The organism is Streptomyces sp. NPDC001858, assembly GCF_053594615.1.
This window is the reverse complement of sequence record NZ_JBSFEV010000045.1, coordinates 15,451-31,001: the sequence shown is the minus strand read 5'-3', so window position 1 is coordinate 31,001 and position 15,551 is coordinate 15,451. Positions and strand designations below refer to the sequence as shown.

The following is a 15,551-nucleotide window of genomic DNA, read 5'->3' as shown; positions in this document are numbered from 1 at the left end:
CCGTCGGCCGGCGCGATGTGCCGTCGTTTCGGTGCCGCGCCGTCGTGGCCGGTCGCGCAGTTCCCCGCGCCCCTTCAGGGCGGTGCCCAGCCGCAGCCGCGGCCGCACCGCCGTCGGCCGGCGCGATGTGCCGTCGTTTCGGTGCCGCGCCATCGTGGCCGGTCGCGCAGTTCCCCGCGCCCCTTTGGGGCTCGGGCTAGCCGTCCAGGTGGGTGATGTGGGCTGTTGAGGGGGTGCGGCGTTCCTGGGCGGCTCGGGCGGCGAAGTCTGCCGTGCGGAGGACGCGCTGAATGTTTCCCCAGGTCAGCAGGGCGATGTCGGGGTCGGGCCAGCCGCGGTGGAGCAGTTCGGCGATCAGGTGCGGGTAGCCGGAGGCGTCGGCCAGGCCCTGCGGGTGGGCGGCGCCCGAGTCGTAGGTGCCGGACAGGCCGACGCAGCCGGGGCCGGCGATCGCGCGGACGTGGTCGAGATGGTCGGCCACGTCCCGCACGCTCGGGCCGGTCTGCTCGGCGGTCAGCGGCACCAGGCACAGGCCCTTGGCCGCGCCGAGCTCGGCCAGCAGCGCGTCGGGCAGGTTGTCGGGGTGGGGGCGCAGGGCGCGGGCGGCGGAGCGGGTGCACAGCACTGGCGTCTTGGAGAGGGTCAGCGCACGGCTGACGGTGGTGTCGGAGGCGCCGGAGAGGTCGGCCAGGACGCCGAGCCGGTTCATCTCGCGCACGACCTCCTCGCCGAACCGGGTCAGCCCCGCCTCGCTCGCCCAGGTGGTGCCGGAGAGGGTCAGGACGCGCAGCCCCAGGGAGTGCAGGACGCGCAGGATGCCGAGCGAGTCGTCGAGCGCGGCGGCCGTGGCCGGGCCCAGGACGACGGCGACCCGGCCGCAGTTGCGGGCGTCGATGACCTGCCCGGCGGTGCGGGCCAGCCGCAGCCCGTCGGGGTGCGTGTCGATCACCGACCGGACGAGGTCCAGCTGCTCCAGGGTCGCGCCGACGGCCCGGTCGGCGGCGAGGCCGTCGGGCAGGTGCAGCGACCACAGCAGCGCGCCGACGTGGCCTTCGCGCAGCCGGGGCACGTCGGTGTCGACGGCGCTCTCGCCGAGCTGGAGGTCGTACCAGGGCAGATGGCGCAGGGCCCAGGGCAGTCCGCTGTAGCCGTCGGCGACGGGGTGGGCGGCGAGGAGGGCACGGGCGCGGTCCAGCTCGGTGGTCTCCGGCTCGGGCGGGGGGACGGGGGAGACCGGCGGGAGCGAGGGGGCGGCCCCCTGCACCTCGCCCTCGCGTTCGTCGTCGCGTTTGTCGTCGCGGGCGCCGGCCTCGGGAAGGGTGTGCAGCTCGTCCTGGAGGTCGGCCATGGCGGTCTCCGTACGTTCGATCAGCAGTCGATCAGCAGTACGGTCACCGTCGCACGGCGGGCGGCGCGCTTCCTGGTGGACGGGGCGTTCGGGGGTAACCGGCGCCCTCGGACGGCCCGTCCACCATGCGCGACGGCCCTCAGCCGTCCAGTGACTCGATCGTCGCGTTGGACGGTGCGCGGCTCGCCCGCAGATCACGGGCGACGTCCTCCGCCGCGCCGAGCACCCGGACCGCGTTCTGCCAGGTCAGCTTGGCGAGGTCGGGCTTCGACCAGCCACGGTCGAGCAGCTCCGCGATCAGGTTGGGGTAGCCGGAGACGTCGTCGAGGCCGTCGGGGGTGAAGGCCGTGCCGTCGTAGTCGCCGCCGATGCCGAGATGGTCGATGCCGGCGACCTCGCGCATGTGGTCGAGGTGGTCGGCGACCGTGGCGACGGTGGCGATCGGGCGGGGGTGGGTCTCCTCGAAGGCCCGGTGGACCTTCATCGCGTCCGGGGTGGTGGCGAGGGGGTGGAAGCCGTGGGCGCGCATGTTGTCGTCGGCCGCGGCCGTCCAGTCGACCGCCGCCTGGAGGACGAACTTCGGCACGAACGTCACCATGGCCACGCCGCCGCCCGCGGCCATCCGCTCCAGGACGTCGTCCGGGATGTTGCGGGGGTGGTCGCAGACCGCGCGCGACGAGGAGTGGGAGAAGATCACCGGCGCGGCGGTCGCGTCCAGCGCGTCCCGCATGGTCGTCGCGGCCACGTGCGAGAGGTCGACGAGCATGCCCTCGCGGTTCATCTCGCGCACGACCTCGCGGCCGAAGGCGGACAGTCCGCCGACCCGGGGCTCGTCGGTCGCGGAGTCCGCCCAGTCCACGTTGTCGTTGTGGGTGAGCGTGAGGTAGCGCACGCCGAGCGCGTACAGGCCGCGCAGCGTGCCGAGCGAGTTGGCGATCGAGTGGCCGCCCTCCGCGCCCATCAGCGAGGCGATCCGGCCCTCCGCGCGGGCGGCTTCCAGGTCGGCGGCGGTGAACGCGGCCCTGAGGTGCTGCGGGTGGCGGGCGATGAGCTGGCGGACGCAGTCGATCTGCTCCAGCGTCGCGGGCACCGCGTCCGGCAGGTCCGAGCGCACGAACACCGACCAGTACTGCGCGCCGACGCCGCCCTCGCGCAGCCGGGGGATGTCGGTGTGCAGATGGCCGTGCTGGTGCGCGGCGATGTCACGGGCGTCGTGGTCGTAGCGGACGGGCTGCGCGCGCAGCGCCCAGGGCAGGTCGTTGTGGCCGTCGACGACCGGGAACTCGCGCAGGAGTGCGCGGGCGGCGGCCAGGGAGGTCGGCTCCGTCGTTTCGCGTGTCACGTCGCGTGTCACTTCCCGAAGCCGAAGCCGTCAGAGCCCTCGACCTTGGCGCGCAGGCGCTTGCCCTTCTCGGTGGCCTGGTCGTTCAGCTCCTGCTGGAAGTCGCGCATCCGGGCCTGGAGGTCCTGGTCGTGGGCGGCGAGGATGCGGACGGCGAGCAGGCCCGCGTTGCGCGCGCCGGCCACCGAGACGGTGGCGACGGGGACGCCGGCCGGCATCTGCACGATGGACAGCAGCGAGTCCATGCCGTCCAGGTACTTCAGCGGCACGGGCACGCCGATGACCGGCAGCGGGGTCACCGAGGCGAGCATGCCGGGCAGGTGGGCGGCGCCCCCGGCGCCGGCGATGACGACCTTCAGTCCCCGCTCGGCCGCCTGCTCGCCGTAGGCGACCATCTCGCGCGGCATGCGGTGCGCGGAGACGACGTCGACCTCGTAGTCGATCTCGAACTCGTCGAGGGCCTGCGCGGCGGCCTCCATGACGGGCCAGTCGGAGTCCGACCCCATGACGATGCCTACGACGGGGCCTGCAACAGGGCTCATTCGGTGATCGTGCCTCTCAGGTAACCGGCTGCGTGACGAGCGCGTTCGACGACGTCGTCCAGATCGTCGCCGTAGGTGTTGACGTGGCCCACCTTGCGGCCGGGCTTCACGTCCTTGCCGTACATGTGGATCTTCAGCTGGGGGTCGCGGGCCATGCAGTGCAGATACGCGGAGTACATGTCCGGGTAGTCGCCGCCCAGGACGTTGGCCATGACCGTCCACTTCGCGCGCGGGCGCGGGTCGCCCAGCGGCAGGTCGAGGACCGCGCGGACATGGTTGGCGAACTGGGAGGTGATCGCGCCGTCCTGGGTCCAGTGGCCCGAGTTGTGCGGGCGCATGGCCAGTTCGTTGACGAGGATGCGGCCGTCGCGGGTCTGGAACAGCTCGACCGCGAGGTGGCCGACCACGCCCAGTTCCTTGGCGATGCGCAGCGCCATCTCCTCGGCCTTCAGAGCGAGGGTCTCGTCCAGGTCGGGGGCCGGGGCTATGACCGTGTCGCAGACGCCGTTGACCTGCTGCGACTCGACGACCGGGTAGGCGACGGCCTGGCCGTGCGGGGAGCGGACGACGCTGGCGGCGAGCTCGCGGACGTAGTCGACCTTCTCCTCCGCCAGCACCGGGACGCCGGCCCGGAAGGGGTCCGCCGCCTCCTCGACCGAGTCGACGACCCAGACGCCCTTACCGTCGTAGCCGCCGCGGACGGTCTTGAGGACCACCGGGAAGCCTGCGCCCTCGGCGGCGAACGCGGCGACGTCCGCCGGGTCGGTCACGATCCGGTGCCGGGGGCACGGGACGCCGATCGCTTCGAGCTTCGCGCGCATCACCCCCTTGTCCTGGGCGTGCACGAGCGCGTCGGGACCCGGGCGGACGGGGATGCCGTCCGCCTCCAGCGCCCTGAGGTGCTCGGTGGGTACATGTTCGTGATCGAAAGTGATCACATCGCACCCGCGCGCGAACGCACGCAGCGTGTCGAGATCGCGGTAGTCGCCGATGACGACATCGCTCACGACCTGCGCCGCGGAATCCTGTGGGGTGTCACTGAGGAGCTTGAACCTGATGCCGAGCGGGATGCCTGCTTCGTGTGTCATACGAGCGAGCTGGCCCCCGCCGACCATGCCGACTACCGGGAACGTCACGCCCCCAGGGTATCGGCCGCGCCACCGCGCCCGGATTCCGCGCCTCTTACCCGGCCCTTTCCCCCCTCATACCGTGTGTTTCCCCGCATCTCCCCTGCTGGTCACGGGCCCGTGAGCTGGACCACAGGAAACCGACAAGAGTGGTGGTTAGCATGGTTGGGTTGACGAAACCGGACCCGGACGGGGGCCTGTACGACCATGGCACATGGTTCCTCGGGGCTGAAGAGGCTCGTCCGCGAGCTCGCCAAGTTCGGAGCCGTGGGCGGCGCGGGGTTGCTGGTCAACCTCGGAGTGTTCAACGTCGTACGGCATGTCACCGACCTGCAGGTGGTGCGGGCGAGTGTCATAGCCACCGTCGTGGCCATCGTGTTCAACTACATCGGGTTCCGCTACTTCACCTACCGTGACCGCGACAAGAGCGGGCGGACGAAGGAACTGACGCTGTTCCTGCTGTTCAGCGCGGTGGGCCTGGTGATCGAGAACGGGCTGCTGTTCGCGGCGACCTACGGGTTCGGGTGGGACAGCCCCCTGCAGAGCAACATCTTCAAGTTCGTCGGCATCGGCGTCGCGACGCTGTTCCGGTTCTGGTCGTACCGCACCTGGGTGTTCCGCACGCTGCCGGCGAAGGAGGCCGTGGCCAGCGCGGAGTCGTTCCTGGAGCCCAAGGCCACACCGTCCAAGGCCACGCAGCGCGTGAGCTGACCCAGCGCGTGAGCTGACCCAGCGCGTGAGCTGACCCAGCGCGTGAGCTGACCGACCCCTGCCTGACCGGCTGCCTACCTGACCGTCTGCCCGTCGTCTTCCTGGGCGCGCTTCTGCGGGGCCGTGCGGGACAGGAACAGGCCGAAGACGGGGGGCTGGGCCTGGAGCATCTCCAGGCGGCCGCCGTCGGCCTCCGCGAGGTCGCGGGCGACGGCGAGGCCGATGCCCGTGGAGTTGCGGCCGCTGATGGCCCGCTCGAAGATCCGGGCCCCGAGGTCGGCCGGCACTCCGGAGCCCTCGTCCGTCACCTCGACCACGGCCTGGTTGCCGGTGACGCGGGTGCGCAGCGCCACCGTGCCGCCGCCGTGCATGAGGGAGTTCTCGATCAGCGCGGCCAGAACCTGGGCCACCGCGCCGGGCGTGCCCACCGCCCGCAGATGACGCTTCCCCGAGCTGACGATGGCCCGGCCCACCCCGCGGTAGGCGGGCCGCCACTCGGCGAGCTGCTGCTGGATGACCTCGTCGAGGTCGAAGGTGACCGCCGAGCCGGTGCGCGGGTCCCGGGCGTTGGTCAGGAGGCGTTCCACGACGTCCGTCAACCGCTCCACCTGGGTCAACGCGATCATCGCCTCCTCCTTCACCGTGTCCGGGTCGTCGGTGAGAGTGATCTCCTCCAGGCGCATGGACAGCGCGGTGAGGGGGGTGCGGAGCTGGTGGGAGGCGTCCGCGGCGAGCCGGCGCTCCGCGGTGAGCATCCGGGCGATGCGCTCCGCCGAGGAGTCGAGGACGTCGGCGACCCGGTCGAGCTCGGGGACCGAGTACCGCTTGTGCCGGGGGCGCGGATCGCCCGAGCCCAGGCGTTCCGCGGTCTCCGCGAGGTCGGTCAGCGGGGAGGCGAGGCGGTTGGCCTGGCGGATGGCCAGCAGCACGGCGGCGATCACCGCGAGCAGGGCCACCAGGCCGATGATCAGCAGGGTGCGGCCGACCTCCCGGGTCACCGTGGAGCGCGGCTCCTGGACCAGGACGGTCTCGCCCTCCTCGCCGGTGGCCCGTGCCTCGATGACGTCGCCCTCGGGTTTGGCGCCGACCTGGATGGCCGTCCGGCCGGGGATCCGGATCTCGGCGTAGCGGTCCTGGGTGACCTGGTCGCGCAGTATGTCGGCGGTGACGTTCTCCGAGCCCACCAGCCGGCTGTCCACGATGCTGGCCAGCCGCAGCGCCTCGGAGTCCACCCGCTCCTGCGCGCTGTTGCTGATCGTGCGCGTCTCGACGATGACGAGGGACACCCCGAACACGGCGATGACGACGAGCACGACGGCGAGGGTGGACTGAATGAGACGGCGACGCACGGCACCCTCCGGGGCGGTGACTTTACGAGTCCGGTTCGGCCAGCCCCCTCAGGGGCGCGGGCTCAGGGGCGCGGGGAACTGCGCGAGAAGCCCCCACCGGCCCGCACCCGACGACGCGACGCGCAGAGTCGGCCGACCCTCCGGGGGAGTTCAGCTTTTCTCGAAGCGGAAGCCCACACCCCGCACGGTGGCGATGTAGCGAGGGTTCGCCGCGTCGTCGCCGAGCTTCTTGCGCAGCCAGGAGATGTGCATGTCGAGCGTCTTGGTCGACGACCACCACGTGGTGTCCCAGACCTCGCGCATCAGCTGGTCACGGGTGACGACCCGCCCCGCGTCCCGCACCAGGACCCGCAGCAGATCGAACTCCTTGGCCGTGAGCTGGAGTTCCTCCTCGCCCATCCAGGCGCGGTGCGACTCGACGTCGATGCGCACGCCGTGGGTGGCCGGCGGCTGCGCGGGCTCGGACGCGCCGCGCCGCAGCAGGGCCCGGACCCGGGCGAGCAGCTCGGCCAGCCGGAAGGGCTTGGTGACGTAGTCGTCGGCGCCGGCGTCCAGACCGACGACGGTGTCCACCTCGTCGGCGCGCGCGGTCAGGATGAGGATCGGAATGGCGTGCCCCTCGGAGCGCAGCCGACGGGCCACCTCCAGGCCGTCCATGCCGGGCAGACCGAGGTCCAGCACGACCAGGTCGACGCCGCCCTGCATTCCGGCGTCGAGCGCGGTGGGGCCGTCCTCACGCACCTCGACCTCGTAGCCTTCCCGGCGCAGTGCGCGAGCCAGGGGCTCCGAGATGGACGCGTCGTCCTCGGCGAGCAGTACTCGGGTCATGAGCTGATGGTAGTCCGCGGCGGGCAAGGGCCGAAGTGTGATCGCCCACGCCGTTTCTTACCAACGGACATGCCGGACAGCCGCCGGCTCCCGGCCCGAAACCGGTGGGAGCCGATTGGTACGGACCTGCGGTCCAGGGATGGCATCCTGGCGCAGACCTTCAAAACACCGATCAGAGTTCCTTGATCGCCTGTGATCCGTGTCTCAAGTCCTTCCATATCGGATGTTGTCCTGTCGTATGGTGAAACAACGCTTGTAGCACGCAGGGACCATTGGCGGTCCGCTTGACGCCGAGGGTCTCTTTTTTTGCGTGCCGGCCGCCCCCCACCGGGCGCGCGACGCTCCACGGCAGCGCGTCCCGAGCAGCAAGGAACGACATGGCGTCCAGCCTGACGAAGGACTCGGTCCGCCCGGACACCCCCGGCTCCGGGAAGACCTTCTTCGGCCACCCCCGCGGACTGGCCACTCTCTTCATGACCGAGATGTGGGAGCGCTTCTCCTACTACGGCATGCGAGCCCTGCTCCCCCTGTACCTGGTCGCTCCCGGCGGCCTGCACCTCAGCGCCTCGACGGCGACCGCGATCTACTCGGTCTACCTGTCCCTGGTGTACCTGCTCGCCCTGCCCGGCGGCTGGTTCGCGGACCGGGTGCTCGGCCCCCGCAAGACCGTCGCCGTCGCCGGCGCGGTCATCATGCTCGGCCACCTGACGCTCGCGCTGCCGAACTCCGGCACCTTCTACGCGGGCCTCGGCCTGGTCGCCGTCGGCTCCGGCCTGCTGAAGGCCAACATCTCGACGATGGTCGGCCACCTCTACGACGGCCCCGACGACCCGCGCCGCGACGGCGGCTTCACGATCTTCTACATCGGCATCAACATGGGCGCGTTCGCCGCCCCGCTGGTCATCGGCACCATCGGCGAGAACGTCAACTGGCACCTGGGCTTCGCGCTCGCCGCGCTCGGCATGGCGCTGGGCCTGGCGCAGTTCCTGCTGGGCAGCCGTCACCTGAGCTCGCGCTCGGACGTCGTCCCCACGCCGCTGTCCGCGCAGGAGAAGGCGACGACGCTGCGCAAGGCCGCGTTCTGGGCGGCCGTCGCGATCGTCTTCTACGCCGTCGTGGGCGTCTCCGGCGTCTACACGCTGAACTGGCTGCTGGTCCCGATCACCGTCGCCGGTCTGGTCATCCCGGTCGTCGTCATCGCCCGGATGAAGCGGGACAAGGAGCTGGACCGCGCCGAGCAGTCCAAGCTGACCGCGTACGTCTGGTTCTTCGTGGCCGCGGCCGTGTTCTGGATGATCTACGACCAGGGCGGCTCGACGCTGTCCCTGTTCGCCGACTCCTCGGCGGAGAACAGCGTCTTCGGCTGGGACTTCCCGGTCTCCTGGTACCAGTCGGTCAACCCGGTCCTGATCATGGCGCTGGCCCCGCTGTTCGCCTGGGCCTGGCTGGCGCTGGCCCGGCGCGGCAAGGAGCCGAGCACCGCGACGAAGTTCTCGATGGGCCTGGTGCTGATCGGCGCGTCCTTCTTCCTCTTCCTGGCCCCGCTGTCGATCGCCGAGGGCGGTCACAAGGCGGCCGCGCTGTGGCTGGCGGCGATCTACTTCGTGCAGACCGTCGGTGAGCTGACCGTGTCCCCGGTGGGTCTGTCGGTCACCACGAAGATGGCTCCCGCGAAGTACGCCTCGCAGATGATGGGCGTGTGGTTCCTGGCGGTCACCGCCGGCGACGCCACGACCGGTCTGCTGGCCATCGCCGGCGTCGACCTCAACAAGACGGGGATCGTGGCCCTGCAGGCCGTGCTGGCCGTCGTCGCGGGTGCGGCGGTGTGGATGTACCGCAAGAAGGTGAAGGAGCTGATGGGCGACGTCCACTGACGTCGGTCTGTCTTTTCAGCGGAGGGCCGCTGTACCCACGGGGGTACAGCGGCCCTCCGCTGTTTCGCTTGTGACTGCGGGCCCGTTGTGGCTGGTCGCGCCCACGCGGCGGAGCCGCACAATGTCAGAGCCCCGGGCCCCTTAGGTGGCTCGTCGTGCACTCTTTCGGGGCATGAAGGTGAAGATCGCGCCGCCGAGCAGGATCGCTGTGCCCGCGACCAGGCCGAGGGCCTTGAGGGTGCCGTGGTCGCCGGAGCCGGTCTCCGCGAGGCCGCCGCTCGTCGAGGTGGATCCGCCCGAGGACGAACCGCTCCCGCCGGACGCGCCGCTCGCCTGCTCGTCCGTGTTCAGGGTGAGGGAGACGGCCGTCTTGTCCGGGGTGCAGGTGGTGACCGTGCCCATGGCCTCGATCGTCAGGACGCCCGGGGACAGCGTGGACTCACCGGTCGCGCCGGGCTTGTACGTGCCGACGAGGTCGGGGATCTCGATCGGCTGACCCTGCGGGATCGCCGCGGAGTTCAGCGGGCCCTCCACCTTCACCGAGCCCGTGTCCGCACCGCCGAGCACGATCAGCATGGTCGGCTTCACCTTGCCGGCCGGGATGTCGATAGGGCTGTCCATCACCGACTTCTTGAACTGCACGGTGAGGTCGTAACTGCCGCTGTTCTTCTTGGCGTTGATCTGGATCGGCGAGGTCGCCTTCTTCTCGCCGAGGGGCGAGTCGCAGGTGTAGGGGATGTCGACGACCTTGCCGGTGAAGTCGGTCTGGCCGTCGTCGCTCGCCGAGGAGGACGGGCTGGGCGAGGACGACGGTGACGGCGACGCCGAGCCGCTGGGCGACTGGGACTCGCTCGGCGACGACGACCCGGACGGCGAACCCGAGCCCGAACCGCTGCTCGCGGCCGTCACGGTGATGGTCGCGGCAGGCTGGACGGGCTCCGTCGGCGCGCAGCTGGTGTCCGTCGACAGCGCGTTGACCACGTACGCACCCGGCGTCAGCGTCACCTGTCCGACCGCCGTCAGTTTCAGCGTGCCCTTCATGTCGGACAGCACCATGTCGGCGCCCTTGGGGATCGCCGGGTTGGTGCGCGTCCCCACCATCGCGATGTCCGCGGTCTGCGCGCCCGCCGCCTTGAGGGTGCCGGACGGCTGAACCGTGTTCGCGGGCAGGTCGATGATGTCGGGGTTCTTCGACGCGGCCTGCGTGAACTTCCACACGATGTCCACGGTGTCGCCGACCTTCGCCGTGGCCGGCGCGGTGATCTCGACCTTGGTGGTGCCGTTGACGTCGGGCAGGCCGATGCCCGCGGGCGGGATGCACTTGGTCGCGTAGGCCACCTCGGCGGCCTGCGCCGGCCCGGCGGTCACGCCCAGCAGGACGGCCGCCCCGGTGAGCATCACGGCGGCGGCCGCGGCCGCCGCGCTCCTGCGGGTCTTCCGCGCGGCCGCGCGGTCGGGTGGTGCGGCTCTCTCACTCACGTGTTTCCCTTCCTGCCGGGAGTCGTGGGAGTCGTCGGAGTCGTGTCGGTCCCAGGACTCTCCGGACTCGTCGATCGGTCGTCGTGCGGTGCGCAGACCCGCCCCGTCACGGCCATGCCCGGACCGGCGGCCGTGCCCGGACCGATGGCCGGACCAGTGCCCGCGCCGGTGGCCGGACCGATGGCCGAACCGGTGGCCGCGCCGCTGGTTGGGCCGGTGGTTGGGTCGCTGCCCACGCCGGTAGCCGGACCGGTAGTTGGGCCGGTGCCCGGACCGCTGCCCGCGCCGGTGGCCGGACCGGTAGTTGGGCCGCTGGCCGGACCGGTGCCCGCGCCCGTGGCCGGACCGGTGGATGGGCCGCTGCCCACGCCCGTGGCCGGACCGGTAGTTGGGCCGCTGGCCGCCGCGCCACTGGCCGGACCGGTGCCCGCACCCGTGGCCGGACCGGTGGATGGGCCGCTGCCCACGCCGCTGGCCGGACCGGTGCCCGCGCCCGTGGCCGGACCGGTGGATGGGCCGCCGCCCACGCCGGCAGCCGGACCGGTGCCCGCGCCCGTGGCCGGACCGGTGGATGGGCCGCCGCCCACGCCGCTGGCCGGACCGGTGCCCGCGCCCGTGGCCGGACCGGTGGATGGGCCGCTGCCCACGCCGGCAGCCGGACCGATGGTTGGGCCGCTGCCCACGCCGCTGCCCGCGCCGCTGCCCGCGCCGGTGGCCGCGCCGGTGCCCGCGCCGGTGGCCGGAACGGTGGTTGGGCCGGTGCCCGGAACGGTGGCCGGAACGGTGGTTGGGTCGGTGGTTGGGGCGAACCAGGGCAGGGGCGGGTTCGGGGCGGGGGTGGGCGGGGCCGGAGCCGGTGTCGACGTCCGGCTGCGGCGCCAGGGTGTGCGGGCGGGCCGTCGGGCCGCGTGGCGCGGGCGTACCCGGTCGACCACCGCCATGCCGATGCGGAAGAGCGCCGTCGGCACCACCACGCAGAGCAGGATCCAGAACAGGGTCACGCCCCAGGGTCGGCCCACGCCCCAGGGCTGTTCGGCGAGGACCTTCCCGCCGTACTTCAGGGAGACGGTGTAGTCGCCGTGCGCGCCGGCGCCGAGTTCGACGGGCAGTTCGACGCGGGCCTTCTCGCCGGGGCCGATCGTGCCGCGCCACTGCCGCTCGTCCCACTGCGGGGAGAACACGCCGTGGGCGGTGCCGACCTGGAAGACGGGGTTCTCCACGGCCGCGGTGCCGACGTTGCCGACGGTGAAGACCAGCGTGCGGTCGGGCGGCGCCCCGAACCAGGTGAGGAGGCCGTCGGAGCCGTCGAGCCGGGTGTCGCTCAGCACGGAGAGGCGTCCGCCGGCCGTCTGCTCGGGCAGTGGCTCGACCGGGTGCCCGGCGACCTGGAACACCGCGTCGGCCTGCGCCTTCGCGCCGGTCGCGGTGGCCACGTGCACCACGCAGGGGCACGGCGCCGGCGGCTCGGCCACCGGCAGGGCCTGGCTGAAGCGGCCGTCGGCGTCGGTGGTGACGGCGCGTCCGTCGGCGTTGGCACAGGAGTTGGTGCCGCCGATCACGCCCCGGGCCGGGGTCGCCTGCCCGCAGAGCAGCAGCATCAGCAGCGTGCGCGGGCGCCAGCCGCTGCCGCTGACGGTGAGCGAACCGCCCGTGCCCGCCTGCGACGCGGAGAGCTTGACCACCGGCTGGTCGGCGGCGAGGGCCGTACCGGCCGACGGCAGCAGTAGCAGGAGGAGCAGCACGGCCAGGGCCGGCGCCGTCATCCGCGGCTTGCCTCTCACGACAGCGCTCCCCCTCGGCTCGGCTTGCGGCGACGACGTCTTCGTACGGCCGCGACGACCGCCGCGGCCGACAGCGCACCGGCCGCCGCCGCGCCCGTCGCCGCGCCCCGGGGCACGAACCGCGCGGAGGCCCGCCCGGTGGCCTCGGCCGCACCCGGGGCGGTGACCGTCAGCCGCACGGTGACGGCGTCCAGGGCGGGGCGGTCGGGCCACGGTTCGTCGAGCTTCAGGCGGCGGCCCGGGGGCAGTCGGACGGGCAGGGTGCGCGGGGCCCGGTCGAGGACGGCGCCGAGGACGCCGTCCGCGTGGACGGCCAGCCGCGGGACGAGGGCCGTCGTCCCGCGGTTGACCAGCTCATAGGTGATGCGGTCGCCGCGCACGGACACGTGCTCGACGGTCAGCGCGGCCAGCTCCGGACCGCCGACCCGGACCAGCAGCCGGACGGCGCTCTCCCGGCCGGTGGAGTCCCGGACGACGATCTCGCCGGCGCGGTCGCCGGGGCGGGCGTCCGCCGGGACGGTCACGGTGAAGGGCACCTCGGCTCGGGTGCGGGCGGGGACGGCGAGGGCCGCGTCGGCCGGTCCGGCGAAGGCGACGCGCAGGCCGCCGATCCCGGTGCCGGCGGCGCGCAGCCGTACGGTGAGCGGCCGCGTGCCGCGGTTGGTCACGGCGACCGTGTCCTCGATCACCGCCCCGGGAGCGCCCTCCGCGTACAACGACGGCCGTCCGCCGCCCGCGGGCGCGGCCGACCAACCGTCAGAAGGCGCGGGGGCAGGGGTGGCCGCCGAGAGCAGCGGCAGGGAAACCAGCAGGGCACGGGCGGCAACGGCGGCGGTGGCGTACGGCATCGGCGGCTCCAGCGCTTCCACGAAGGTCCGGTCAGCGGCGGGCGTGCGCCGTCTGGCTCCGCCGGGTCAGCCACAGGGCGCCCGCCGCGCCCGCGAGCAGCACCGTGCCGCCGAGGGTGCCGAGGGCGATCGCGGAGTCCTCGGGCCCGGTCTGCGGGAGCGCGCCGCCGGAGTCGTCGTCCGATCCGCCGTCGCTGCTCGTGCCGCCGCCCGCCGCCGTCACGTCGAGGGTGAGGGACGGGCCCGGGGTGTTGGACGGTGTGCAGGTCGTCGTCGTGCCGAGTGCCTTGATGGTGAGCACGCCGGCCGTGAAGGTGACCTTGCCGGACTCCTTCGGGGTGTACGTGCCGCTCAGGTCGTTGATCTTGATGGGCGTGTTCTCGGGGATCGCGGCCTGGTTGGCGGGACCGGTGACGGTCAGGGTGCCGCTGTCGGCGCCGCCCAGCTTGATCGTGGCGCTCGGCTTCATCGCGCCCGCGCCGAGTTCGATGGGGCTGGAGGAGACGCCTTTCTGCCAGGACATGGTGATCTTGTAGCCGCTGCCGCTCTTGACGCCCTTGATGTCGATGGGCGAGACGGCGCTCTTGGCGCCGATGGGCGTCTCACAGCCGTAGTTGACGTTCACGACCTCGGCCATGGCCACCGGGGCGGCCATCCACACCGCCGAGGCGGCCAGGGCCGCGGCAGTCGCGAGCGCGGCGGTTCGCTTCCGGTTCGACACGGTCCGTCCCCTCACTCCCACCGCCCCGCCCTTACTGACGAGGCATCAGATTGAGCCGTCAAGGTACGCCCGAGGCGATGAGGAGGGAAGAGAACGTACGCGCCGGAGTTGCGCCGGAGTTGTGACGATCCGGCACACGACGCCAGGCCGCCCCGCCGACACCCGAGGCCCCTCGCAGACACTCGCGGACGACCTTTCGGGGACGCCAAAGCGGGTCGGGCGAAGTCGACTCCGGTGCGGCCGCGCCCTGAAGGGGCGCGGGGCGCTCACTATTTGCGGCTCCGCCGCGCGGGCGCCACCAGCCACGACGGCGCCGCAGCAGAACGACGGCACATCGCGGCACTTCCAGCGGACCGCTTGGAGGACACTCGGGGGCAACCTTAGGGGACGCCCAGGGGACGACCGGCGGCGACAACTGGGGGCACTCGGGGCGACCGTCAGGGACGCCTCGGGGGCGCCTGGGCGCCCTCGGGGGGCGTCAGGACGGGGCGCTCAGTTCTGCCCAGACTGTTTTGCCCGCGACGCCCGGCGTGCGGACGACGCCCCAGTCCAGGCAGAGGCGTTGGACGATGAACATGCCGTGTCCGCCGGGGCGGCCCGCGCGGTGCGGGGTGCGGGGCGCGGGCTGGCCCGTGCCGCGGTCGGAGACCTCGACGCGGATCACCTTGTTGTCGCAGCCGATGACCATCGCGTCCGGCCCCTCGGCGTGCAGACACGCGTTGGTGACGAGTTCGGAGACGACGAGCAGCACGTCCTCCGCGGCGGCGCGCCGGTCGGCGGTCGCGGCGGGCAGCCAGCCCCACGCGTACAGCGCCTGGCGGGCGAAGTCACGGGCCATCGGGACGACCCCGCCGGCGCCGTCGAAGTCCAGCCGCCGTACCTGACGCCCGCCGGACGACCCGGACGCCCCGGAAGCGCCGTAAGGCCGGGTGGTGCTCATCAGCGCTTCACCTCACCGATTCACCGATTCACCGGTTCACAATTAAGAAGTCGAGTCTCTACAGATTCTGTACGAAGTACCGCGCCGATATGTTCGGGCCCAGGATGACTCCTGCCCGGGGGAACCGGTGGAACACCCTCCCCTTGCCGACAGTCGGTGAAGGTCAGCCGTCGTCCGCCAAGGCATCCCGCACCGTGGCGTGCACGGTGAAGACCGCGTCCGCGCCGGTGATCTCGAAGACGCGCGCCACCACGGGCAGCATCCCCGCCAGATGGACCCCGCCGCCGGCCGCCTCCGCCTTCAGCCGGGCGCCGAGCAGCACGTTCAGCCCCGTGGAGTCGCAGAACTCCAGGCGCGTGCAGTCGACGACGAGGCGGCTGAACCCCTTGGAGAGGCACTCCTCAAGTGGCTCACGCAACAGATCGGCGGTGTGGTGATCCAACTCACCCGCCGGAGTCACGACGGCGCTGGAGCCCTCTTCCCGCACCTCGACCAGAAGCCGGCCAGACTGTGCGCTGCCGACCGTCCCGCGGTCCATGCCGTCTCTCTCCTGGGGTCGAGAACTGATTGCTGACGCCCTCGAACCCTACGCCCTGGACCCGCACGCCCAACACCCGAACAATCACACACAAACGGACATAACTCCACAAAAGCCACTTGC

General features: G+C 72.3%; 13 protein-coding genes and 1 pseudogene. 2 read left to right on the top strand and 12 right to left on the bottom strand.

The window, feature by feature from the left end; genetic code table 11:
- Positions 1-196 precede the first annotated feature (196 nt).
- From ACWCPF_RS39005 to ACWCPF_RS38990, 4 genes are all read right to left on the bottom strand, one after another.
- Positions 197-1,348: a dipeptidase gene (locus tag ACWCPF_RS39005; protein WP_451049879.1), complete on the bottom strand. Its 1,152-nt coding sequence runs from the start codon at positions 1,346-1,348 to the stop codon at positions 197-199.
- A gap of 139 nt (positions 1,349-1,487) precedes the next feature.
- Positions 1,488-2,690 carry a dipeptidase gene (locus ACWCPF_RS39000; RefSeq protein WP_451049878.1) on the bottom strand — a complete coding sequence of 401 codons (1,203 nt, stop codon included), beginning with the start codon at positions 2,688-2,690 and terminating at the stop codon, positions 1,488-1,490.
- Between the two features lie 8 nt (positions 2,691-2,698).
- Positions 2,699-3,232: a 5-(carboxyamino)imidazole ribonucleotide mutase gene (gene purE / locus ACWCPF_RS38995; protein ID WP_451049877.1), complete on the bottom strand. Its 534-nt coding sequence runs from the start codon at positions 3,230-3,232 to the stop codon at positions 2,699-2,701.
- Positions 3,229-4,368 carry a 5-(carboxyamino)imidazole ribonucleotide synthase gene (locus ACWCPF_RS38990; RefSeq protein WP_451049876.1) on the bottom strand — a complete coding sequence of 380 codons (1,140 nt, stop codon included), beginning with the start codon at positions 4,366-4,368 and terminating at the stop codon, positions 3,229-3,231. The genes purE and ACWCPF_RS38990 overlap by 4 nt, the downstream gene beginning before the upstream one ends.
- A gap of 198 nt (positions 4,369-4,566) precedes the next feature.
- Here ACWCPF_RS38990 and ACWCPF_RS38985 point away from each other — a divergent pair, with 198 nt between their 5' ends.
- Positions 4,567-5,070 (top strand): GtrA family protein, encoded by a 504-nt coding sequence (locus tag ACWCPF_RS38985; RefSeq protein ID WP_451049875.1) that lies wholly within the window; start codon positions 4,567-4,569, stop codon positions 5,068-5,070.
- Between the two features lie 74 nt (positions 5,071-5,144).
- Here the strand turns inward: ACWCPF_RS38985 and ACWCPF_RS38980 are convergent, their stop codons facing one another.
- Positions 5,145-6,419 carry an ATP-binding protein gene (locus ACWCPF_RS38980; RefSeq protein WP_451049874.1) on the bottom strand — a complete coding sequence of 425 codons (1,275 nt, stop codon included), beginning with the start codon at positions 6,417-6,419 and terminating at the stop codon, positions 5,145-5,147.
- Between the two features lie 150 nt (positions 6,420-6,569).
- Positions 6,570-7,247: a response regulator transcription factor gene (locus tag ACWCPF_RS38975; protein ID WP_351918238.1), complete on the bottom strand. Its 678-nt coding sequence runs from the start codon at positions 7,245-7,247 to the stop codon at positions 6,570-6,572.
- A 377-nt stretch (positions 7,248-7,624) separates the two neighbouring features.
- On the opposite strand from ACWCPF_RS38975, the gene ACWCPF_RS38970 reads away from it, so the two are divergent.
- Positions 7,625-9,121 (top strand): oligopeptide:H+ symporter, encoded by a 1,497-nt coding sequence (locus ACWCPF_RS38970; protein ID WP_451049873.1) that lies wholly within the window; start codon positions 7,625-7,627, stop codon positions 9,119-9,121.
- Positions 9,122-9,262: 141 nt separating this feature from the next.
- Here ACWCPF_RS38970 and ACWCPF_RS38965 read toward each other — a convergent pair whose 3' ends face one another.
- The 6 genes and pseudogenes from ACWCPF_RS38965 to ACWCPF_RS38940 form a co-directional block, all read right to left on the bottom strand.
- Positions 9,263-10,519 carry a hypothetical protein gene (locus ACWCPF_RS38965; RefSeq protein ID WP_451049913.1) on the bottom strand — a complete coding sequence of 419 codons (1,257 nt, stop codon included), beginning with the start codon at positions 10,517-10,519 and terminating at the stop codon, positions 9,263-9,265.
- A 986-nt stretch (positions 10,520-11,505) separates the two neighbouring features.
- Positions 11,506-12,363: pseudogene (locus ACWCPF_RS38960) on the bottom strand (hypothetical protein); the annotation flags it as partial.
- Between the two features lie 14 nt (positions 12,364-12,377).
- Complete coding sequence (locus ACWCPF_RS38955; RefSeq protein WP_451049872.1) at positions 12,378-13,229, bottom strand: COG1470 family protein; 852 nt, start codon at positions 13,227-13,229, stop codon at positions 12,378-12,380.
- A gap of 31 nt (positions 13,230-13,260) precedes the next feature.
- Positions 13,261-13,950, bottom strand: coding sequence for an LPXTG cell wall anchor domain-containing protein (locus ACWCPF_RS38950; RefSeq protein WP_451049871.1), 690 nt, complete (start codon positions 13,948-13,950; stop codon positions 13,261-13,263).
- A gap of 478 nt (positions 13,951-14,428) precedes the next feature.
- On the bottom strand, positions 14,429-14,890 hold the full coding sequence (locus ACWCPF_RS38945; RefSeq protein ID WP_451049870.1) for an ATP-binding protein: 462 nt from the start codon (positions 14,888-14,890) through the stop codon (positions 14,429-14,431).
- A gap of 163 nt (positions 14,891-15,053) precedes the next feature.
- On the bottom strand, positions 15,054-15,428 hold the full coding sequence (locus ACWCPF_RS38940; protein ID WP_451049869.1) for an STAS domain-containing protein: 375 nt from the start codon (positions 15,426-15,428) through the stop codon (positions 15,054-15,056).
- Positions 15,429-15,551: the final 123 nt, after the last annotated feature.

Coding starts and splice junctions, on each gene's coding strand:
- ACWCPF_RS38945 (WP_451049870.1), bottom strand. CDS start 14,890: ATGAGCACCACCCGGCCTTACGGCGCTTCCGGGGCGTCCGGGTCGTCC.
- ACWCPF_RS38965 (WP_451049913.1), bottom strand. CDS start 10,519: ATGCTCACCGGGGCGGCCGTCCTGCTGGGCGTGACCGCCGGGCCGGCG.
- ACWCPF_RS38970 (WP_451049873.1), top strand. CDS start 7,625: ATGGCGTCCAGCCTGACGAAGGACTCGGTCCGCCCGGACACCCCCGGC.
- ACWCPF_RS38975 (WP_351918238.1), bottom strand. CDS start 7,247: ATGACCCGAGTACTGCTCGCCGAGGACGACGCGTCCATCTCGGAGCCC.
- ACWCPF_RS38985 (WP_451049875.1), top strand. CDS start 4,567: ATGGCACATGGTTCCTCGGGGCTGAAGAGGCTCGTCCGCGAGCTCGCC.
- ACWCPF_RS38955 (WP_451049872.1), bottom strand. CDS start 13,229: ATGCCGTACGCCACCGCCGCCGTTGCCGCCCGTGCCCTGCTGGTTTCC.
- ACWCPF_RS39005 (WP_451049879.1), bottom strand. CDS start 1,348: ATGGCCGACCTCCAGGACGAGCTGCACACCCTTCCCGAGGCCGGCGCC.
- purE (WP_451049877.1), bottom strand. CDS start 3,232: ATGAGCCCTGTTGCAGGCCCCGTCGTAGGCATCGTCATGGGGTCGGAC.
- ACWCPF_RS38940 (WP_451049869.1), bottom strand. CDS start 15,428: ATGGACCGCGGGACGGTCGGCAGCGCACAGTCTGGCCGGCTTCTGGTC.